Source organism: Desulfitibacter sp. BRH_c19, from assembly GCA_001515945.1.
In the GTDB taxonomy this organism is placed as follows: domain Bacteria; phylum Bacillota; class DSM-16504; order Desulfitibacterales; family Desulfitibacteraceae; genus Desulfitibacter.
Window position 1 is genome coordinate 281,430 of record LOER01000016.1, and the last position, 22,309, is coordinate 303,738.

General features: G+C 35.6%; 25 protein-coding genes and 1 other annotated feature. Of the genes, 3 read left to right on the forward strand and 22 right to left on the reverse strand.

What is annotated here, in order from left to right; translation table 11 throughout:
• Positions 1-56 precede the first annotated feature (56 nt).
• The 7 genes from APF76_05085 to APF76_05115 all read right to left on the reverse strand — a co-directional run bounded on the left by APF76_05085 (position 57) and on the right by APF76_05115 (position 5,714).
• A complete protein-coding gene (locus APF76_05085) occupies positions 57-1,046 on the reverse strand; it encodes a 3-oxoacyl-ACP synthase (GenBank protein KUO52410.1) in 990 nt (329 codons plus the stop codon).
• Positions 1,047-1,066: 20 nt separating this feature from the next.
• Positions 1,067-2,053 carry a phosphate acyltransferase gene (locus APF76_05090; GenBank protein KUO52411.1) on the reverse strand — a complete coding sequence of 329 codons (987 nt, stop codon included), beginning with the start codon at positions 2,051-2,053 and terminating at the stop codon, positions 1,067-1,069.
• Between the two features lie 117 nt (positions 2,054-2,170).
• The gene (locus APF76_05095; protein ID KUO52412.1) at positions 2,171-2,728 is read right to left on the reverse strand and encodes a fatty acid biosynthesis transcriptional regulator; all 558 of its coding nucleotides are present in this window, start codon (positions 2,726-2,728) and stop codon (positions 2,171-2,173) included.
• 161 nt (positions 2,729-2,889) lie between these two features.
• On the reverse strand, positions 2,890-3,072 hold the full coding sequence (locus APF76_05100) for a 50S ribosomal protein L32 (GenBank protein KUO52413.1): 183 nt from the start codon (positions 3,070-3,072) through the stop codon (positions 2,890-2,892).
• A gap of 22 nt (positions 3,073-3,094) precedes the next feature.
• The gene (locus APF76_05105; GenBank protein KUO52414.1) at positions 3,095-3,619 is read right to left on the reverse strand and encodes a hypothetical protein; all 525 of its coding nucleotides are present in this window, start codon (positions 3,617-3,619) and stop codon (positions 3,095-3,097) included.
• A 58-nt stretch (positions 3,620-3,677) separates the two neighbouring features.
• Positions 3,678-4,877 (reverse strand): acetate kinase, encoded by a 1,200-nt coding sequence (locus APF76_05110; GenBank protein KUO52415.1) that lies wholly within the window; start codon positions 4,875-4,877, stop codon positions 3,678-3,680.
• A gap of 45 nt (positions 4,878-4,922) precedes the next feature.
• On the reverse strand, positions 4,923-5,714 hold the full coding sequence (locus APF76_05115; protein ID KUO52416.1) for a hypothetical protein: 792 nt from the start codon (positions 5,712-5,714) through the stop codon (positions 4,923-4,925).
• Positions 5,715-5,798: 84 nt separating this feature from the next.
• On the opposite strand from APF76_05115, the gene APF76_05120 reads away from it, so the two are divergent.
• On the forward strand, positions 5,799-7,013 hold the full coding sequence (locus tag APF76_05120) for a hypothetical protein (protein KUO52417.1): 1,215 nt from the start codon (positions 5,799-5,801) through the stop codon (positions 7,011-7,013).
• On the opposite strand, the gene APF76_05125 is transcribed toward APF76_05120, so the two are convergent.
• On the reverse strand, positions 6,988-7,470 hold the full coding sequence (locus tag APF76_05125; GenBank protein ID KUO52418.1) for a hypothetical protein: 483 nt from the start codon (positions 7,468-7,470) through the stop codon (positions 6,988-6,990). The genes APF76_05120 and APF76_05125 overlap by 26 nt on opposite strands.
• 45 nt (positions 7,471-7,515) lie before the next feature.
• Positions 7,516-8,049, reverse strand: coding sequence for a hypothetical protein (locus APF76_05130; GenBank protein ID KUO52419.1), 534 nt, complete (start codon positions 8,047-8,049; stop codon positions 7,516-7,518).
• A gap of 538 nt (positions 8,050-8,587) precedes the next feature.
• Between APF76_05130 and APF76_05135 the strand changes: the two genes are divergently transcribed.
• The gene (locus APF76_05135; protein KUO52420.1) at positions 8,588-9,568 is read left to right on the forward strand and encodes a hypothetical protein; all 981 of its coding nucleotides are present in this window, start codon (positions 8,588-8,590) and stop codon (positions 9,566-9,568) included.
• Between the two features lie 96 nt (positions 9,569-9,664).
• Here the strand turns inward: APF76_05135 and APF76_05140 are convergent, their stop codons facing one another.
• The 5 genes from APF76_05140 to APF76_05160 all read right to left on the reverse strand — a co-directional run bounded on the left by APF76_05140 (position 9,665) and on the right by APF76_05160 (position 14,332).
• Positions 9,665-9,886, reverse strand: a complete 222-nt coding sequence (locus APF76_05140; protein KUO52421.1) for a spore protein — start codon at positions 9,884-9,886, stop codon at positions 9,665-9,667.
• Positions 9,887-9,932: 46 nt separating this feature from the next.
• Complete coding sequence (locus APF76_05145) at positions 9,933-10,145, reverse strand: spore protein (GenBank protein ID KUO52422.1); 213 nt, start codon at positions 10,143-10,145, stop codon at positions 9,933-9,935.
• Positions 10,146-10,300: 155 nt separating this feature from the next.
• A complete protein-coding gene (locus tag APF76_05150) occupies positions 10,301-12,346 on the reverse strand; it encodes a hypothetical protein (protein KUO52423.1) in 2,046 nt (681 codons plus the stop codon).
• A 6-nt stretch (positions 12,347-12,352) separates the two neighbouring features.
• Complete coding sequence (locus tag APF76_05155; GenBank protein ID KUO52424.1) at positions 12,353-13,963, reverse strand: hypothetical protein; 1,611 nt, start codon at positions 13,961-13,963, stop codon at positions 12,353-12,355.
• Positions 13,964-13,975: 12 nt separating this feature from the next.
• Positions 13,976-14,332, reverse strand: coding sequence for a hypothetical protein (locus APF76_05160; GenBank protein KUO52425.1), 357 nt, complete (start codon positions 14,330-14,332; stop codon positions 13,976-13,978).
• Between the two features lie 350 nt (positions 14,333-14,682).
• Between APF76_05160 and APF76_05165 the strand changes: the two genes are divergently transcribed.
• Complete coding sequence (locus tag APF76_05165) at positions 14,683-14,871, forward strand: 50S ribosomal protein L28 (GenBank protein ID KUO52426.1); 189 nt, start codon at positions 14,683-14,685, stop codon at positions 14,869-14,871.
• Between the two features lie 90 nt (positions 14,872-14,961).
• On the opposite strand, the gene ribH is transcribed toward APF76_05165, so the two are convergent.
• The 8 genes from ribH to APF76_05205 form a co-directional block, all read right to left on the reverse strand.
• On the reverse strand, positions 14,962-15,426 hold the full coding sequence (gene ribH, locus APF76_05170; protein KUO52427.1) for a 6,7-dimethyl-8-ribityllumazine synthase: 465 nt from the start codon (positions 15,424-15,426) through the stop codon (positions 14,962-14,964).
• Positions 15,427-15,621 carry a hypothetical protein gene (locus APF76_05175; protein KUO52428.1) on the reverse strand — a complete coding sequence of 65 codons (195 nt, stop codon included), beginning with the start codon at positions 15,619-15,621 and terminating at the stop codon, positions 15,427-15,429. It lies immediately after the preceding gene.
• On the reverse strand, positions 15,605-16,816 hold the full coding sequence (locus APF76_05180; GenBank protein ID KUO52429.1) for a 3,4-dihydroxy-2-butanone 4-phosphate synthase: 1,212 nt from the start codon (positions 16,814-16,816) through the stop codon (positions 15,605-15,607). Before APF76_05180 ends, APF76_05175 begins: the two co-directional genes overlap by 17 nt.
• Positions 16,817-16,828: 12 nt before the next feature.
• On the reverse strand, positions 16,829-17,473 hold the full coding sequence (locus APF76_05185) for a riboflavin synthase subunit alpha (protein KUO52430.1): 645 nt from the start codon (positions 17,471-17,473) through the stop codon (positions 16,829-16,831).
• Entirely contained in the window at positions 17,474-18,547 is a 1,074-nt protein-coding gene (locus tag APF76_05190) for a bifunctional diaminohydroxyphosphoribosylaminopyrimidine deaminase/5-amino-6-(5-phosphoribosylamino)uracil reductase (GenBank protein KUO52552.1), read from the reverse strand.
• Positions 18,548-18,639: 92 nt separating this feature from the next.
• Positions 18,640-18,760: a binding site (FMN riboswitch), on the reverse strand.
• 36 nt (positions 18,761-18,796) lie between these two features.
• Positions 18,797-19,459: a ribulose phosphate epimerase gene (locus tag APF76_05195; protein ID KUO52431.1), complete on the reverse strand. Its 663-nt coding sequence runs from the start codon at positions 19,457-19,459 to the stop codon at positions 18,797-18,799.
• Entirely contained in the window at positions 19,459-20,319 is an 861-nt protein-coding gene (locus APF76_05200) for a hypothetical protein (GenBank protein KUO52432.1), read from the reverse strand. The genes APF76_05195 and APF76_05200 overlap by 1 nt, the downstream gene beginning before the upstream one ends.
• Positions 20,320-20,344: 25 nt before the next feature.
• Positions 20,345-22,156, reverse strand: coding sequence for a hypothetical protein (locus APF76_05205; GenBank protein ID KUO52433.1), 1,812 nt, complete (start codon positions 22,154-22,156; stop codon positions 20,345-20,347).
• Positions 22,157-22,309 lie beyond the last annotated feature (153 nt).

Sequence of the window (22,309 nt, forward strand, 5' to 3'; positions counted from 1 at the left end):
CAGTAATTCGTGTTTTGATAAAAAACACCTCCTAATCGATTTGTAGAATTGTGAAGTTACCATTGAATTAAAGTAGCTCCCCAGGTTAAACCTGCTCCGAAACCAACCAATAATACTTTTTGTCCAGCACATATTCTATTATTCTCATATGCTTCATTTAATGCAACGGGAATGGATGCACTTGACATATTTCCATATTTATTAAGATTTACAACAACCCTTTCCGGTGACAAATTCAACCTTTTAGTAGCTGCCTCGACTATGCGTATGTTTGCCTGATGGGGTATGAACAAATCCACTTCCTCTTTTTTTACACCTGCCATCTCAAGAACTTTTAAAGAAGCTTCTCCCATTACACGCACAGCAAACTTAAACACTTCATTTCCATTCATGTGTATAGTATGCATTTTATCATCTATAGTCTGATACGATGGAGGAAGACTTGACCCTCCAGCAGGTTGTTTGAGCAAATGAGCTCCCCTTCCGTCACTCCCCAGATAATTTGCTAGTATTCCTGATGAATCCTGGGATGGTTGTAAAACAACTGCTCCTGCTCCATCACCAAATAAAATGCAGGTATTTCTGTCATCCCAGTTTACTATTTTTGACATAACTTCGGCCCCGATTACTAGCACATTCTTATAATATCCTGTTTCTATAAACTGGGTTGCCGTTGTTAGTCCATAAATAAACCCTGTACAACCTGCTGATAGATCATATGCTGCAGCTTTATATGCACCTATTTTTTCTTGTATCAAGCAAGCTGTAGATGGCCAAACCATATCGCCAGTTAGTGTGGCGACAATTATCAAATCAATATCCTCCGGGGTCACTTTTGCCCGTTCCATAGCCTTTAAAGCAGCTTTTGCTCCTAAGTCGGAACATGCTAAATCATCTTCCACTACACGTCTTTCCTCAATTCCGGTTCTAGACTTAATCCACTCATCATTTGTATCTACAGTTGTCTCTAGACATTTATTAGTTACTATCTTTTCAGGTAAATACATACCTACACCTACGATTTTTGCACGGTATTTATTTTCCATTTTTATCTTTTATCCCACCTTTAGATGTCATTTATTCGTTGAATAGCCTCCACTAGTTTGCTATCATAACTCTGTGCTGCTACTTTAATAGCATTGGATATTGCTACCGATTTTGAACTTCCATGACATATTATACTCACACCATTAATGCCTAATAAAGGTGCGCCACCATATTCCGCATAATCAAATTGTTTTTTTATATTTTTAAGTCCAGGTAGTAGTGCTAAAGCCCCTATTTTTCTTACAAAGTTCTTTGTTAATTCTCTTTTTAATAAAACACTAAATCCTCCAGCTAAACCCTCTGCAAACTTTAAAAGACAATTTCCCACAAAACCATCACATACCATAACATCTACTGGTCCTTGGGGAATATCTCTTGGTTCTATATTACCAACAAAATTCAGATTGCTTTCTTCTAGAAGTTCATATGCAGCTATTGTAAGCTGGTTCCCCTTAGTTTTTTCTGCCCCAATATTAATTAACCCAACTTTTGGTTTTTTATACCCTAACAATTTTTCTGCATACAAACTTCCCATATGAGCAAATTGAAGCAAATTTTCAGGTTTGGAATCAACATTTGAACCCACATCTAATAAAACTTTTGGACCGCTCAAGGTTGGCATTAAGGTAACTATGGCAGGTCTATTAATTCCTTTAATTCTTCCAATGTTCATAACACTAGCTGCCATTTGCGCCCCAGTACTACCAGCTGATACCATGCCATGAGCAACTTTCTCTTTAACTAGCTTAGCAGCTACCATAATGGAACTATCCCTTTTTTTTCTAGTTGCACTAGCAGGTGCTTCATCCATGCCTATTACCTCTGAAGCATGATGAACACTTATACCTTCTATCACAGGATACTTAGCTAGCTCCTCCTTTATTTGTAACTCAATGCCCACCAAGATTACCTCAGAATAACCCATTTTAACTGCTTCAATGGCACCTTTGATAATCTCACTTGGGGCATAATCTCCTCCCATGGTATCCAGGGCTATCCTTACCATCTAAAATTCCTCCTTTAATGTACAGCAACACAACGTTCAAGAAGCAGGATATATGCAGGATTTTTTCATTGCCTCTTGCTTCCTGCTTCTTGCCTCTTGAAAGGGAATGTCCCCAAATTATGTAGCCTGTGATTGAACAATGAACTGTCCCTTAAAAACCATTTCACCTTCAACTTTGGAGTATACAGAGACTAAATATGTATTGGCCCTTTTAACCTTTACAACGGCTTTACATACAATTTTTTCACCAATACCTACAGGTCTTTTATAGCGTACCCTGGCACTACCTGTCAATACCACCTTGGCATTTACAACTGCAATAGCCAATGAATTAGCCTGCGCAAAAAGGTGGTGCCCACGGGCGATGCCAGTTCTTTCTAAAACATGTTCCTCCTCTATCTTTAACAATGAATAAGCTTCCTTATCTAGAACAATGTCTATAAGTTCTCCTACAAGCTCAGTTTTTGAAAGAGATTTTAACTTTGCATATTTTTCTTGTGCTACACTTTTAACCCTTTCTCTAAGCTCTGGTATGCCTAAGGAGATTCTGTCCAAACGTATTGTCTGTATACTAACAGAAAAGTATTCGGCTAGATCTTCATCAGTAGTAAATGGGTTTTCTTTTAAAAACCTTACTAACTGCTCTTGTCTTTCTTTTTTTGAACCCTTAGCCATATTAGCACCTCTAATTATTAGTAGTTATTAGTACCTAGTATTAAATATATTATAGTTATTTTTTACTAAATTGGCAAGCATTAATAAAAGCTTATCCTTCTAAATAATGTAAAAAAGAATTGTCAACACACATGTTAACAACTCTTTTCTGCCTATTTAAACTATTCTTTTTCTGCACCGGCTACTTCCTTTTTGTAAAAACCACATTCAGCACAAATTCTGTGTGGTACCTTCAGTTGATGACACTGTGGACATTCTACTAAAGGTAATGAACTGATTTTTCTCCATTGTGAACGTCTAGAACGTACTCTTGCTTTAGAATGTCTTCTTTTTGGTACTCCCATCTATAAGCCTCCCTTGCTCTAATTAGTTTTTAAGTAGTTGCTGTAAAACTGCCAATCTGGGGTCAATTATTTCTTCTTTACACTCACACTTATTCAAGTTAAGGTTACAACCACATTTCGGACACAACCCTAGACAACTATCTTTACATACTGCCCTCATAGGTATAGCTAAGATTACTGCCTGTTCTATAAAAGGTTGTAAATCAATTTTGCCATTCTTGTACCAATTCATATCCTCACCTTGCTGTTCATCTTCTGAGAGCAAGTTATATTCAACACTAGATACAAATCTTTCTTTAAAAGGAGCTTCTATATCAAATATAAATGGCTCTAAACAACAATGACATGTAATTTGTGCTTTGGCAGTAATTTCTCCCTCAACTAGAATATCTTTATTAGCAAACATTACCGTTGCGGCCACTTTTATCGGGCCTTCAAAACTGACTTTTTCTTCTTGACCCACCATTAGTTCTGGCAAATTTAACGAAAAGTCATAATGTCGAGTTGATAATTTTTCCATCTTAAGTTTCTCAACATCAATATACACAGCAAACCATCCTTTACACGACTCTAATGGAGATTATACAGGACCAGAGGAGTATATGTCAAGAAATTGACTCAAGAACCTCTTTAGTTTCTCTAGCAATCATAAGCTCTTCATTGGTTGGTACAACAACAACCTTAGTTGATGAATCAATAGTAGAAACTACTTTTTCCTCTCCACGAATCTTATTTATTTCTAAATCAATATTAATGCCAAGGTAATCCATGTTTTCACATATTTTTTCCCTGATTGCTCCTGAATTTTCACCTAATCCTGCTGTAAATACTAAAATATCAACACCATTTAAAACTGCTGCATAGGCACCAATAATTTTTTTTGCACAATGAATATATACATCAATAGCTAATTGTGCATCTGTGTTTCCTTCTTCTATCGCTGCTTCGAGATCCCTAAAATCACTACTTACCCCAGAAACACCAAATACACCGCTTTTTTTGTTCATAAGTTGATTGATTTGGTCAATATTCAAGTTTTCCTTTTCCATCAAGAAGGGTACTATTGCTGGGTCAATATTACCACAGCGTGTTCCCATCACTAGTCCTTCTAGGGGAGTTAATCCCATGCTTGTATCCACAGATTTGCCATTTTTGACCGCAGTAATTGATGCACCGTTACCTAGGTGACAGGTCACAATTTTGGAATTATTCAAATCTAAACCTGTAATTTCTGCTGCACGCCTGGCCACAAATTTGTGAGAGGTACCATGAAACCCATACCTACGAATTTTATGCTTCTCACAAATTCCCTTAGGTAAAGCATAGGTATATGCTGATGGTGACATTGTCTGATGGAATGCGGTATCAAATACAGCTACCTGAGGTATATTAGGCATTAGCTTCTCGCAAGCATTCATTCCCATAAGCCCGGGAGGATTATGCAATGGTGCAAGACTAAATAGCTTTTCAAATTCTTCTTTGATCCTATCATCAATTAAAACCGATTCGGCAATTACTCCTCCATGAACAGCACGATGTCCTACTGCATTAATTTCATCCATACTCCTGATAACTCCATGCTGAGCATCTGTTAAAGACTCAACTACAAATTTTATTCCTATTTCATGGTTAGGAATTTCAGTTTCTAAAATATATTTGTCTTGACCTGCTGCTTGGTAAGTTATTAAAGCCCCTTCTAAACCAATTCTTTCAACTAGTCCCTTCGCTAATACACTTTCATTTTCCATGTCAAACATTTGATACTTGATTGATGAACTTCCTGAGTTTACAATTAGTACTTTCATTTTGATAATTATCCCCTTTAACATTAAGTCTTTGAAAAATATCGTTCATATCACTCCTAAGGCTTGTAAATCTTTTTTTATAGCCGGGATTATTCTTCTCGCTTCACCTATACCTAATTCTATACACTCCTCGGCTCTATCAAACCTTGTTGGGCTGATATGGGAAAGATCTGGTTGTATTAATGCATTACATTCATGACACAATCTTTGTACATGTTCAAAGTGAGTTATTTCTAATGACATTAGAATAACATCAAAAATAGTCTGAACATTATGCTTACCCCCTATTCTGCCACCAAATCTAACATCCACAGCTATTATATAGTCGGCTCCTTGCAACCTCAATATATTTATTGGTACATGATTTTTAACAGCACCATCTACTAATAACCTATTAGCAATTCTTTTTGGTTTAAAAATTCCTGGAATCGATACACTAGCTCTTAAAGCATCAGCAACCTTACCAGTATTTATCACTACTTCCTCACCTGTTTCTATATCTGCAGCAATTGCAAAAAATGGCTTGGCTAATTCATTAAAGTTCTTGTTTTTTGTTATTACTTTAAACAATTCTTCAATCTTTTCACCTTTTATCAAACCCATCTTTGGCAACACTATATCTACAAACTGCTGATGCCGCATGGTACATGCCATTTTAGCAACAAGATTTAAATCAGCATTATCGGCATAAAGAGCACCAAAAACGCTACCTATACTAGTACCTGCTATCACATGAACTGGTATCTTTTCTTCTTCCAAAACCATTAGTACCCCCAGGTGCGCCATCCCCTTGGCAGCACCTGCCCCAAGTGCCAAGCCCACAGTAGGTCTTTGCATAAGCCATCCCACCTTAATTGGTCTAATATAAGATACTATTAAGTATATATATTTAGTAATTAATATTTCAATTGGAGAAAATTAATGCAAAAACAAACTAAGAACATCTTAGGATATTTATTGAAATTAATAATGATCCTCATCATATTTCTTTCTTTAATGATTTTTCCTAAACAGGCCTTCGAAGCTTCTTTACGGGGTTTAAATGCCTGGTGGACTATTGTCTTCCCGGCTCTTTTACCTTTTTTTATTATGTCTGAAGTTCTTGTTTCAATTGGAATTGTCCAGTTTATAGGAGTACTACTAGAACCTGTAATGCGTCCTGTGTTTAGACTGCCTGGATCTGGTGCATTTGTTCTTGCTGTGGGATTTACCTCCGGTGCACCAATTAGTTCCATTGTAACAGCAGACTTAAGAAGAAAAAACATAATATCCAAAAATGAAGCTGAAAGACTAATATGTTTCACAAACAATGCAAGCCCTTTATTCATGTTTGGAGCTGTTGCTGTTGGCATGTTTAAAAGCCCAGAGCTTGGTATTATAATTGCTCTTTCTCATTATCTAGCGAATATATGTATTGGATTATGCTTAAGATTTTGGGTACCTAGAAATCACGGAATGCACTATAATTCACAAAACGTGGGATTTAAAAAGGCCGTAAAGACCTTATTTGCTAGCCACACCAAAACTAATAAACCCTTGGGTAAAATGCTAGGTGATGCAATAAGAAATTCTATAAACAACCTTACACAAATAGGTGGATTCATTATTCTTTTTTCTGTTGTAATTGAGTTACTTACATTATTTAATGTAATTGGAATACTATCCACTTCTTTAACATTTATTTTCAAACCCTTGATGTTAGACCTACAATTAGCAAAGGGTATAACTAGTGGTTTTGTTGAAATGACTATTGGTTCAAAATTAATTGCAGAATCAGCTTCTCCATTAAATCTAAAGGTTGCTGGTATAAGTCTTATCTTAGGCTGGTCAGGTTTATCCATCCATGCACAGGCATTGAGTATGCTGTCCAATACAGATATCAAATTTTATCCATTTATTATTGCAAGGTTTTGTCATGGAATCCTAGCAGCAGCTATCACCTTAGTAATTTTCAATCCTACGGTTTCTGTTATCTCCGAATATGAAAATTTATTAAATCTGGAGTTTAGTACACTAACTCTGATAGTATACAGTTTTGGAATGTTTATATTTGTATTAATTACCCTACTTATCATATCTCTATTATACTCATTAATTAAAAAGATTAGACTTAACCTGCATTTTCTATATCGTTAATATCCTTTTTGGGAAGTCTTTCTTTTAGTTCGCTTCTTCCTTCTTCAATTGTGGCTAAAGTTTGTTGAAGTTTTATTTCTATTGAAGCCAGGAGATTATCAGCATACTGATTGGCTCCACTTTTAATCTCATAAGCTACTTTGTGTGCTTCGGCTATTATCTCTTCACTCTGAATTTTTGCTTCCCTGACCACTTCTGATTCTTGTGCTAACCTTGTTATTTTATTTTTGGTATTATCTAGAACCTCTTGTGCTTCCATTTTTGCTTCATTGATTACTCTTTCTCTTTCTCTTACAACCCATCTTGCTTGTCGCATTTCCTCGGGCAATTCGCTCCTGATTTTATCTATGTAGTCCAAAATTCGTTCTTTTTCCATTACAAATTTACTGGAGAGGGGAACTTTCTTACCTGTTTCTATTTCTTGTTCTAATTCATCAATTAACATGAAAATATCCACATTAACGTCCTCCCTTACATTGAGGTAAGATCTTAATTCAGTCAGTTAAAATCCATAATAACCAACTTGGGTGTCACCATATTTAGATACTTTAACTAATCGAAAGTTGTCACAATGTGACGGCAGTTCTATTTTATGTTCTGTTTCAACAACCACAATTCCTGCTTCTTTTAGCAATAGATTTAAATTTTTCAGAACGGGTATTACTAAATCACATCCATAGGGCGGATCTAAGAAAATAATATCGTAATTATCCCCTAACCTATCAGCCACTTTTCTAGCCTCACCTTTAATTATCATACTTCTATCTTCAAAGGCGAGATTAGCTAAATTTGTTTTTATAAACTTAATAGCCTGGGGAGATTGATCAACAAAAGTACATTTATTTGCACCTCTACTTAATGCCTCTATCCCAATGTTTCCAGTACCGGCAAACAAATCTAGAAAATCACTTTTATTAACCAGAGGAGCTATTGTATTAAATATTGCTTCCTTGACTCTATCTGATGTAGGTCTGATTTTTATACCTTTGGGAGCAAAGATACGCCTCCCCTTTGCAGTTCCTGAAATTATTCTCACATATACACCCCATTATAACATATTTTTAGCAATTTCATGGTAATTTTTACAATAGGATAATAATTGGTTTTTAATTGGTCTCTGTATGTATATTTTACATCGTAACAGTTCATAATATTTACTGGTAAAGCATTTTACTGAAGAGCTTAGTGGTTATTAGTAAATAACCCTCCCCCATAAGCTCTTCCTCCGGTTTCTCCTCTCCCAAAGAATGAGGGTCTCTAGGAGACCCTCATTCTTATATAATAATATACTACTCCTTATAAATAGTTATAGTAACTTTTTATTTGTTTTTATCTCTTTGCTTGCACTAATTTTAACATTGTTGTTACATTTAAAACAAGTATACGGGCCATTGGGATTACTAGCAAGTCTTTGGTAATCCTTATGTATTTTACTGATTTCCTGTTTTTGACCACAAAGAATGCACTTTACTAGCATATTTTTTACCTCCCTTTCAAGTAAAGTATATCATAAAGGTAATATAATCCTCAACTTGGGGGAATTATATTTTTATAAACTAATAGGAGGTAACATTTTGACATTAACTTTAGATCTAATTAAAAATCTTGGTATTAATTTAGATTTAGCCGTTGAAGCACATAGTTTATTAAGGGGAGATGCTAATGCGGAGATACAAGGAGTAATAGAAAAAGTAGATAAATTTGCCAATGGTACCATCACAAAAATCCAAATACTTGACGAAAACGGTGCAAAGCAAATGGGAAAACAGCCTGGAAATTATCTTACCATAGACTCTAATGGACTCAGAGAAAATAATCCTGAGGTACACCAGGAGATTGCAGATGTTTTCGGAAGAGAATTGGAAGGCTTATTGAAAAATATTGGAATTGGCGAAAATGACCCTGTCTTGATTATTGGCCTTGGAAACTGGGATGCCACCCCTGACGCGCTAGGTCCCAAGGTAGCAAGTAAGGTTCTTGTCACTAGACATCTTCATAAATACACACCTCAGAATGTCCAAGGTGGACTAAGACCAGTTTCTGCATTATCTCCAGGTGTTCTTGGCATTACCGGTATAGAAACTGCTGAAATTGTAAAGGGTGTTGTGGAAAAGGTACAGCCCGCTCTTGTAATAGCAGTAGATGCGCTAGCTGCTATGAATTTAAATCGTATTACATCTACAATACAAATTGCTGATACGGGAATCAATCCAGGTTCTGGTATTGGCAACCAAAGAATGGCAATTACAAAGGATTCCTTAGGTGTACCTGTTATTGCTATTGGCATCCCAACAGTAGTACACGCTGCCGTTGTTGTATCAAGTAGTTTATATTATTTAGAAAATAATCAGCCTATCCAAAAAACCCTTCTGAATGACACTATTATCCAAGATGCAATTCAATCAGTCCTTGAGCCTTTCCATGGTAATTTAACCGTAACTCCAAAAGAAATAGATGAGCTAATTGAAACAACAGCCAAAATCATTGCATCTGGATTAAATCAGGCATTACATCTAGCTATTGGTCCTGAAGAAGGAAATATTTATTATCACTGATAATGAAAGAGGAAGTTGATGAATGTCCCCAATTAATGGATGAACTAAACTTAATGGAGCAGGTTAATTAACCTGCTCCATATATAACAAGCTCAATTAAGATCTTTGAGAATTTTGTTGTTCATATTGTTGAATCATTTTCTTAACCATTAAGCCTCCAATAGAACCGTTAACTCTTGAAGGAAGGTCTCCCATATATCCACCTTGTGGGATCTGAATTCCTAGTTCTTGTGCAGTTTCAAACTTGAATTGTTCCATTGCTGCTCTGGCTTGAGGTACCAATAGCTTATTTGATCTAGAACCTCCACCTTTTGGCATTAATGTCACCTCCTAAGAAGAAACTTGATTGTTTTATTACTTTAAACTACTGCTGACCAGCATGCTGCTGCTGATAAGACTGAATCATCTTTTTAACCATTAATCCACCAATAGAACCATTAACTCTTGAAGGAAGGTCTCCCATATATCCACCTTGTGGGATTTGAATTCCTAGTTCTTGAGCAGTTTCAAATTTGAACTGTTCCATAGCTGCTCTAGCTTGAGGTACCAAAAGTTTATTGTTATTGTTGTTAGGCAATTTTATTGTCACCTCCTTATCCTTTAGTATTTTTAGTATAACTCTCTAAATTGGATTTATACTGGACATGAACTGTAAGTATTTGCCTCGATTGTTATATCCTTTTACATGCTAATAAAGAAAAAAACCTTCCCTTATCTAGAAAGGAAAGGCTCTTATCCATATATTTTAGTGAAGTCGATATTCATAAATCTTGTATTTTTAGTAGATAATTCTTGAGCTAATTCTGGATTATTATCAATAAATTTTTTAACATGCTTGGTGGAAGCCTCTAAAATTCTTCCATCCGATACAATATCTGCTACTTTAAATTCTGGTATTCCATGCTGTCGTGTACCAAATATCTCACCGGGTCCTCTAAGCTTTAAATCCATTTCCGCAATCTTAAAACCATCATTAGTTTCACACATCACTTTAGTACGATATTTGGCATCTTGACCGGTTATTTTACCTAGCAAGAAACAGTAGGACTCATTTTTACTTCTGCTTATTCGTCCCCTTAATTGGTGTAGCTGAGATAGCCCAAACCTTTCCACACTTTCTATAATCATTACATTTGCATTTGGAACATTAATACCCACTTCCACAACTGTAGTACTTATCAAAATATCTAAAGTTCCTTCTCTAAATTCACCCATTATTTCTTCCTTATCATGATGAGGAATTCTACTGTGAACCAACCTTACTGAGTAGGATGCAAATACTTCCTTGAATACCTTTTCCATTCTAACAGCATTTTCAATATCAAGCTTTTCGCTTTCTTCAATAAGTGGGCAGATAACAAATACCTGCCTTCCCAACTGTATTTGTTTTTTTACAAATTCATATAGTTTTTTCCTATTCTGCTCAGAAACATATTTTGTAATTATCATACCTCTTCCTAACGGTTTTTCATCTATAATTGAAACATCCAAATCCCCGTATAATGTTAAAGCAAGAGTTCTTGGAATTGGAGTTGCAGTCATAACTAATACATTTGGAGCTTCTCCTTTTTCCTGTAGCTTCAGTCGTTGGTTAACTCCAAATCTATGTTGTTCATCAATAACTACCAATCCAAGGTTATTGTACTTAACGTTTTCTTGAAAAATAGCGTGAGTTCCAATAATAAGATCCTTTTTCCCAGATGATATTTCTTCAAGGACTTTTTTCTTTTCTGTTTGAGATATACTTCCTGTTAGCAAGGCAACGCTTATATTCAATTTTTCCATGGATTCGTGAAGGTCCAAGTAATGCTGTCTTGCTAAAACCTCTGTGGGGGCCATTAAGGCTCCTTGATAACCACTACTGCAACATCCAATAAGAGATAGTGCAGCAATAACCGTTTTCCCACTACCAACATCACCTTGTAATAGTCTTGCCATGGGTTTAGAGCTTTTCAAGTCATTCTTAATATCTTCCCATACTCTCCTTTGAGCTCCTGTTAGCTTAAAGGGTAGCTCTTCAAGATAATTGTGTATTGAATATAAATCTCTAATAACCTTCCCCTTTTTTGTGGGGCTTTTTCTCCTGGTTAATACTCCAAATTGATAAAAAGCAAATTCTCTATATGCCAAGTATTTTCTTGCTATTTCTTGTTCTTTTACTTTATCCGGAAAATGCATCTTATATATACACCACTGGATTGGAGATATATTTATATTTTCAATTAGCTCATCCGGCAGGATTTCAGGTAAATCATTTAGATAATTATCCAAACAATATCTGATAAGACCTCTAATAAATCTCTGGTTTAATCCTTCTGAGGATGGATAAAAAGGTATAATTCCGCCAGAATTTAAATTTTCATTACCATCAACTAGTTCATAGTCATAAACCGACATTTCTAGTTTGCCAAAATTACTTCTAACTTTACCTGTAACTATTATTTCATTTTCTACCTTGATTTTATCTTTTAAATAGTCTCCCTGATTAAACCAATTAACTGTCAAATAGGATGCACCATCAAAAATAACTACCTTTAATATATTAAATCTCGGCCTTGGCCTAGAGACCTCACTTTTAACAACATAGCCTTTGGTAGTCTCTACTGATCCTGGTAATAATTCATGAAATTTCTTTAAATTAGTCCTATCTTCATATTTTCTAGGAAAATGAAAAAGTAAATCTGCCACAGAACTTATTCCCATATTGTTTAAAATTCTTTTTTTAACTTTACCTACACCTTTGAGGGTATCGATTGAAATTTTAGATAAATTATACATAATAATCTACTCCGCAGAAATAATATAATGATATAGCGGTTGCCCTCCTTGGTACAGTTCAAATTCAACATTAGGATATTTTTTATTAAATTCCTGCTGAAGGGTTTTAGCTTCTTCTTCATCTAGATCCTTTCCATAAAACACAGTAATTAACTCTGCTTCTTCATTTTCAACCATAGTAGTAAGTAATTGCATGGTTACATCTCTAATACCTTTTCCTGTATGGATAATATTTCCTTCTAGTATTGCCAGTATATCTCCTTGAGTAATTTCAATATCTCCAAAAACTGTGTTGCGAATGGCATATGTTATTTCGCCTGTCAAAATGTTCTTAAAATGTTCCATCATATTATTATAATTTGTTTCTAGATCCTCACCGCTATCATAACCAAGCATAGCAGACATTCCTTGAGGAAAATTTTTTGTAGGAACAACCATTACCGCTTTTTCTGTTAATTCTGCTGCTTGCTGGGCTGCCATTATGATGTTGCTGTTATTTGGTAATATTAGAATATTACTAGCATTAATACCATTTATTGCACTAAGTAAATCTTCAGTACTAGGATTCATAGTTTGGCCACCTTCAATAACTATATCAGCACCCATACTTTCGAGAATCTTTTTTAAGCCTTCTCCAGCTACCACAGCAACCACACCTATTTCCTTAGTTTCGTCATCAATATTTCCATGGTTAGTAAGCTGTCTACTCTGATCCATCATATTTTCTATTTTTAAATCATGTAATGATCCATATTTTAAGCCAATCTCTAGGATTTTTCCAGGATTGTTGGAATGTATATGGACTTTAAGCAGATTATTATCACCTACTACGATAGTACTATCACCTAATGATTTAATTTCTTCAAGAACTTCTTTCTCATCTAGTTTCTGACCTTTTATAACACATTCTGTACAATAAATATAATCTCCAATATCTTCTACTGCAAGATTAGTTGCAGGTTCATTAATTATCTCCAGTTTAATATCTTCTATATCCTTACCATCAAGGTAATTTGCAATACCTTGAAGAATTACAAGTAGCCCCTTACCTCCAGCATCTACAACACCAGCCTTGGCAAGTACCGGTAACATTTCCGGTGTTTTTTCTAGTGCCTTTTCACCTGCTGTAATACCCTTGTTCAATAATGTGGGTATTTCCTTAGTAGAATAACTAGCATCCTTGATTCCTTGTGCAACAGCTTTAGCTACTGTTAGAATAGTTCCTTCTACTGGCTTTAGTACCGCCTTATAAGCCATCTTTACCGCTTTTTCCGATGCATTGGTGAAATCTTTATAATCAATCACTTTATTGTTTTTTAATTGTCCAGCAAATCCTCGAAATAATTGGGACAAAATGACACCAGAGTTGCCCCTTGCACCCATTAGTGCACCTTTAGCCATAGCTTGCACCAAAGGTCCAACTTCATCACTATCTACAGATTCCATTTCCTTTACAGCACTAGAAACTGTTAAAAACATATTAGTACCTGTATCACCATCTGGAACAGGAAACACATTTAAATAGTTTATATGCTCTTTATATTTAATTAAATTGGCAAACCCAGCCTTCATACCATCTTTTAGCATTTCTCCATCAATTAAATAGATATGTTGCAATATTTTTACCCCCTATTCCAATACCTTTACTCCATGCACTTTAATGTTAACCTTTTCTACTTTGGCTCCAGTAAAATCCTCAACTGTATAATGAACTTTTTCCATTACATTATGTGCCACTTCAGATATTTTGGTACCATACATTACAATAATGTTTACTTCTAAAATCAGTCGATTTCCATCAACTACTTCAACCCTAATGCCCTTACGAGATTCTCTTTTGATTAAATCTGATATTCCTTCACTAATTTTTATTGATGGAATGCCAGCTAATCCATAACATTCAAGGGCTGCTCTACTGGCAATACTAGAGATCACATCTGTAGAGATCTCTATTTTACCTTTGTCGGTATTTAACTGAAGACTCATAATTAACCCCCTTAAAGTTAATACTCTTTAGTAACTACACATTTACTATCCAATACTAATGGTAGAAATAAATATATACTTATTTCTATCATTAGTTTACTTTGTTATTAAGTAAATTGCCTTAGAAAGTACTTTTAATAAAATATACATATGATTTTTATTTTACAATATTTCCACAATAAATACCAATACCCTTCTTAATTAAATATATTTTAATTTTAAAACTGCATAAAAACTTGTAAACTATAGCATTTTTTGATAAAATGCTGGAAGGTTGTTTTTTATTAACTAATCTGTATTTTATGGAAGTACTATACAATAAGGTAAACCAGTTTAAGGAGGTGTTCAACATGGCCAAGTGTTCAGTTTGTGGAAAAGGTGTTTCCACCGGTCATAAGGTTAGCCACTCTAACATTAAAACAAAAAAACAGTGGAAACCCAACATTCAAAAGGTAAAAGTCGTTGTTAAAGGCACTACAAAAAGAATTGATGTATGTACTCGTTGCATGCGTTCCGGTAAGATTCAAAGAGCTATCTAGCCAATTATGGTATTTTCGTAAATAAAAGTAGGTTGAGAGAAAAATCTCTCAACCTTTTTTTAGTATAACTCAAGTTCGGATAATTGTATGTTAACCTATGTTTTTGATTAGATTAGCCATTTCTATTGCACTAAGAGCAGCTTCCCAGCCCTTGTTACCCGCCTTAGTACCTGCCCTCTCAATAGCCTGTTCTATTGTATCAGCTGTGATCACTCCATAAATAACAGGTTTACTAGCATTAAGACCAACTACTGCAACCCCCTTGGTTACTTCACTAGACACATAATTGAAATGTGGCGTTGCCCCTCTGATAACAGCGCCTAGGCAGATAACACCATCATAGTCTTTTTCAGCCATTTTTTGAGCAACTAGAGGTATTTCAAAGGCTCCTGGAACCCAGGCAACATCAATATTGTCATTTTTAGCACCATGTCTTATGAGGCAATCCATAGCTCCTGATAAAAGTTTATTTGTAATAAATTCATTAAAACGAGAAATTACTATTCCAAACTTTAGTTCTTCAGCCAATAATTTTCCTTCAAACATTTTTCCCATTTAATTAAAACCTCCTGTAATATTTATCCAAAATATTCTATGTGGGTTAAGACCCCCTACTTCTAAATAAGGAAAGGTGACACCTGTGAGTAGAACCAAGAATGTTCCCAATTTGGCTAAATCAGGTGGAGTAGAGTCTCCATCTGATTCCCCGAAGTTCAGCTTTGGCTGAACGAGTTCACTTTGATATATCATGTAATAAATGACCTAGCTTCTGCTTTTTGGTTGTAAGATACTTTAAATTTGATGGGCAAGGTGTGATTTCCAGCGGGACTCTTTCAACCACCTGCAATCCATAACCCTCCAAACCGGCAATCTTCCTAGGATTGTTTGTAAGAAGCCTAATCTTCTTTATCCCAACATCGGCTAATATTTGGGCTCCAATCCCATAGTCCCTTAAATCTGCGGGAAAACCTAAAAGCTCATTTGCTTCTACTGTATCCTTACCTTCATCTTGCAATTTATATGCCCTTAACTTATTGGTTAAGCCTATACCACGGCCCTCTTGTCTCATATATAAAAGTACACCTTTCCCTTCCTTTTCGATCATTTTCATTGCTGTAGCAAGCTGATCACCACAGTCACACCTGCTTGACCCAAAAACATCACCTGTCAGACATTCAGAATGAACCCTAACTAATATAGGTTCATCACCTTTTACATCACCTTTTACTAGTGCTAGGTGAGAGCCCTTTGCAAAGACATCTTCGTATACTGAAACCACATATTCACCGTATTTAGTTGGCAGTTTAGTGGTAACTTCCTTCTTGATTAATTTCTCAGTCATTCTTCTATAATTAATTAAATTAGCAATTGTAACTATTTTTAAATCATACTTCTTAGCAAATTCTATTAACTGGGGAACCCTTGCCATTGTTCCATCGTCACTCATTATTTCACAAATTATAGCTGCTGGATATAGTCCAGCAAGTCTAGCTAAGTCTACAGATGCCTCAGTATGCCCTGCCCGCCTTAAGACTCCCCCTTCCCTATATCTTAATGGAAAGATATGTCCAGGTTTGCGTAAATCCTTTGGTTGCGTGTTATCCGCAAGTAATTTCTTAATGGTTAGTGCTCTTTCATATGCTGAAATACCAGTAGTAGTATCCCAGGCATCTACAGAAACGGTAAATGCGGTTTCATGAGCATCAGTATTATGATGTACCATTGGTTGAACATCTAACTCATCAAGTCTTTGGCCAATAATGGGCATACATACTAGACCTTTTCCATTTGAAGCCATGAAATTAACTGCTTCAGGCGTAACACATTCTGCAGCCATAACAAGGTCGCCTTCATTCTCCCTGTCTTCATCATCAACAACAATCACCATTTTACCGCTTTTTATATCTTCAATTGCTTCTTCTATCGTATTAAATTTAAATGCCATTTTAATTTCCTCCTAGATAAATCCATTTTCAAACAATTTTTCATAAGTAACACCATTACTTTGATTGTGGCTATTATTTAATAATCTTTCAATATATTTTGCTAACATATCTACTTCTAAGTTGACTGAATCACCAATTTTTTTTAAGCCTAAGGTGGTCTTTTCCCTTGAATGGGGTATTAAAGAGACACTAAAACTCTTATCATTTACATCTACTATTGTTAAGCTAATACCATCTATGCTTATGGAACCTTTTTTGATAAGATATTTTAGAATTGCCTTATCTGTTTCAATTTCTATTACCTCTGCTATCTCAAATACAGTTTTCCTAACTATTGTACCAATACCATCCACGTGGCCGGTTACAAGATGTCCATCAAGTCTCCCATTTAGTCGTAGTGCCCTTTCAAGATTGACAGGATACCCTGGAAGTGAATCTTTTAAATTTGTTTTTTGAAGAGTTTCCCACATTACCTCCACAGTAAATCTATCAACTCCTTTTTTAACAACTGTCAAGCATACTCCATTTACAGCTATACTGTCACCAATTGAAACGTCTTTCAAATTTATTTTCGTAATAATAGTTAATTTTGCTGATTTAGTACCCTTTTCTAAATCCTGCAAAGTTCCTAAATCTTCAATTAAACCTGTGAACATCTAAAACAACTCCCTATAACAAGTTACCAACAAATCATTACCAAGAAATCTACATTCTTTCCACTTCATTTTAATGACAGTATCCATTGTTTCAATTCCTTCTCCACCAACTATGGATACTGCTTCTCTTCCCCCAATAATCTTTGGAGCTATAAACATATAATACTTATCTACAAAGCCTTCTTGGAAAAATGACCAAATTGTTTCAGATCCACCTTCAACTAAAACACTACTAATTTCCTTTTCTGCTAATTTAGACATCACAAAATTTATACTTAATTTAGTTTCCCCTGTTTGACGAATAACCTCTACACCTTTTTCTTCAAGAAAACTTATTTTTTCTTGGTCATCTGCTAATGTGAAAACAATCAAATGGGCTGAAGAGGATGAATCTATTATTTTTGAGTCTAACGGAATCTTTAAACTTGAATCTAGTACAATCCTAATGGGATCCGTTTTAGCACATTCTAACCTGCAGTTTAAAGATGGATTATCAGTTAAAACAGTATTAATACCAACCAAAATAGAATCATACTCATTTCTTAATTGATGTACATATTCCCTAGCTACCGGTCCTGTAATCCATTTTGAATCTCCTGCTTTAGTTGCTATTTTGCCATCAAGGCTGCCCGCCACTTTGATAGCAACAAATGGTTTTTTGCTTGTAATATATTTTATAAACACTTCATTTAAGATTTTAGCTTCATCTTCCAAAACACCAGTAACAATTTCAAGACCATTTCCTTGCAATTGTTTTATTCCTCTTCCAGAAACCAGAGGATTAGGATCGTGCATTGCAATTACTACTTTGGATATCCCAGAACGCAGAATGGCTTCAGTACAAGGAGGGGTCCTGCCATGGTGTGAACAAGGCTCTAAATTGACATATAAAGTGCCATTTCTAGCTAATTCCCCTGCTGATTGCAGGCAATGAACCTCAGCATGCGGGCCTCCAGCTTTTTGATGGAAACCCTCTCCTACTATTTGGTCATTATTTACAAGTACTGCCCCTACCATTGGATTAGGTGATACAAAACCTTTTCCTTTGGCAGCTAGTTTCAAAGCTCTTTCCATATAAAATTTATCCAATAAATCGCCCCCTATTGCGGGATAATTAAAAGCCTATCTCAAGGGATAGGCTTTTATATATAACAAAAACACATATAAAGCCCCTTCTCCCATCCAGACTATAACTGTCGGTACCGGAATTTCACCGGATCAACCAAACTTAATTGGTTCACGGACTATACCGCCGGTAGGGAATCTCACCCTGCCCCGAAGGAGTGCTTATTACTAACTCTCAAACAAGTATAACATAAAGAATTATCTGGCACAATTAGATTTTAGACTCTGTACAGCTTCCGATATGTTTTGGGAATTGAAAATATATGATCCAGCAACCAAAACATCAGCACCAGCCTCTAATATTACTTGAGCATTTTTATCAGAAATTCCACCATCAACTTGGATGTTAAAAGCGTAACCACCTTTTTTCTTCCATGCTGAGAGGGTTCTTATTTTTTCAAGTGAATTTTCAATAAACTTTTGTCCTCCAAAACCAGGGTTAACAGACATTACTAGAATAAGGTCTACTTCCCCTAATACATATTGTACTGTTTCTAAAGGAGTGGCTGGATTAAGGGCTACTCCAGCTTTTATACCATAGTCCTTTATGCTTTGTATTAGCCGATGTAAATGCTTAGTTGTTTCAACATGGACTGTAATTAGATCTGACCCTACTTCCGCAAAGTCTTTAATGTATTTATCTGGTTGTTCTATCATTAGATGACTGTCGAAAAATAAGGATGAATGCTTTCGTAAACTACTAATCAAGGATGGTCCAAAGGTAATATTCGGTACAAAATGACCATCCATTATATCTAAATGAAGCCAATCTGCATTAGCCTTTTCCACTAGTTCTACTTGATTTTTCAACATTGAAAAATCTGCAGATAAGATAGATGGTGCTACCATTACGTTTTTCATCAGTAGCTCCTTTCTTGAGTAATGATTTCCTCTAAAAATGTTAAATAATTATCATATCGCCACTTTGCAATGTTCCCTTCTTCTACACTTTCTTTAATTTTACAACCAGGCTCTGCCTTATGGAGACAAGAAGAAAATTTACAAGCCCTTTGAATTCTTTCCATTTCAGGAAACAAAAATCTGAGTTCCTCTCTTTTTAAGTCTAATGGCAGATGTAATCTATTAAACCCAGGGGTATCTGCCACCAAACCTCCACAGCTCAATGGTAGTAACTGAACATATCGAGTGGTATGTTTACCAATTTCCACCTTAGTACTTACTGCACCAATTTTTAAGGCTAGCTCTGGGTCTAAAACATTAATCAAACTTGACTTTCCAACCCCAGATAGTCCTGCAAGAACTGTTATCTCATCATTTAAATGTGATTCTAAGCCATCTAATCCGTCTTCTGTTTTTACACTTGTAAAGAAAACTGTATATCCAATTTTTTTGTATTCATTGGCAAGAGAAACAGTATCATCGTCTGCTAAATCTAATTTATTAAAAGCAATAAGTGACCTCAAGTTAGAATGAGCCCCTAAAACTAAAAGCCTATCTAATAGCACCCAGTTAGGTCGAGGTGCTTTTAAAGACACCACAATCAATAATTGACTTACATTTGCTATGGCTGGTCTATAAAGTTCGGTAACCCTTGGTTGTATTTGTTCTATAACACCCTCATTTTCGTTTACTTTTGTAAAAATAACCTTATCCCCAGCAATTACATCTATTTTCTTTAATCTGTGCTTTCCACGAAGTCTACATTCCCATATTTTATTATCGTATTGTACATAGTAAAAACTACTATATCTGCTTAACACAATTCCTTCCAGAACAAATCTCCTCCTATGACGGTACCGGTCTTTCATGAATAAGGACATTATCTTGATATATCTTTACAACACCTTCTCCATAAAACGGAACCGCTGTTCTAATATGATCACCTGGTTGATGTCGTTTTAAATATTCTTCTCGTATACCTTTTTGATCTTCTACTACAATTTTTATGAGATGTTCTTGTCCATCGTCTACAACAGACATCGTAACAGTTGCTGATTGAGGTTTTGGTCCTGGACCCCTGCTAACAACAAGGTTAACCGTACTTCTTTGAAGAATTGTAGCACCTGGAGAAATATCCTGGCTCACAACTTGACCGGTAAAATATTTATCACTATCCTCATATGACATTATTCCTAGATCAAGTCTTTTCTCTCTTAAAATATTTTCTGCCTCTGCTAGGGCTAGCCCTCTAAGGTCGGGCATCTTAATATTTTCAAGCTTTGCCCCCTTACTTACAACCAATGAAATCTCTGATCCTACGTCCTGCATAACACCAGCTAGAGGATTCTGTCCCACAACTCGTCCTTCAGGGTGTTCTTCACTAAACACTTCTTCAATTTCTTCATCTACAAGTAAGTCTAGATTTTCAATCTTTATCCTAGCTGCCCTTAAGGTTTCTCCTATAACATTCGGCACTTCTACCTGTCTTTGTCCTAGACTAATATCAAGCCTTACAAATCTACCTTTTCTTACTGCGTTTTCTGGTCTCGGGTTTTGGTCTATAACATGGTTTTTGGGAATGTTAGAGTGAAACCTCTCACTTCCAATCTCTACCCTAAGTCCTTCTTGTTCAAGTGTCCTGCCAGCTTCTTCTAAGCTCTTACCTATCACATCCGGCACCCTTACTTCTTCTACTCGTATAATCTCCTGGGCTAAAAAGAAGCCACCAATTAACAGTCCTACTATAAGTAGACCAATTAGTACCCATCCAAAAGGCTTTAACTTTTTTTTGTTTTTTCCAGAGTGGGAGGTATTATTTCGTTCACCAACTATAAATGGAGTACTGCTATCTAATCTCTCTAAATAAGATTTCATTTCTCCTGCACTAGAAAATCTTTTATCCTTGTCCCTTTCCATGGCTTTTAAAATAACAAACTCTAATTGCCGGCTGACATCAGGATTTATCTCAGTAGGTCTCTTAGGAGAATCTTGAATATGCTTTAAGGCAACGGTAATAGGACTTTCCCCTTCATGAGGTATATGTCCTGTTGCCATCTCATACAGAACAACACCAGCTGAATATAAATCAGACTTATAATCAGTTATATCTCCCTTAGCTTGTTCAGGTGAGAGATAATGGACTGAACCCATGAAACCACCATTATAAGTAACAGTAGCTTCAGTTACTGCCCTTGCTATTCCAAAATCAGTTACTTTTACTTTACCAAAATTTGTTAATAAGATATTATGCGGCTTGATATCTCTATGGATTATTTTATTGCTATGGGCATGGTCTAATGCATCACAAATCTGCATTCCTATATCTATTAATTTATCCTGCTTTAGAGGTCCATGTTCAGAGATATATTCCTTTAGATTTACTCCTTCAACATATTCCATTACTAAATATTGGGTGTTTTGTTCAATCCCAACATCATATATGCTAACAATATTAGGATGAGAGAGACGCGCTACAGCTTGAGCTTCTCTTCTAAATCTTTTTGCAAATTCTTCATCACTAGCATACTGTTCACGTAATATTTTAATTGTAACCTGACGATCCAAGAGTGTATCTAGACCCTTATACACCTCTGCCATACCGCCGCCGCCAAGTTTATTTAATAACTTATAGCGATTTCCTAACACTCTATCAACCATATTAGGTCACCTCAAATTTCATTAAGGTATGGGGACACACCTGCTATTGTGAAGCCAGAAGTCAGAATTCAGAAGTCAGAATAAACCTTCAAAATCTTACCCCTGAACAGGAAGGCAGGACTTTCCCCGAATCTTTTGTTTACAAACACATAC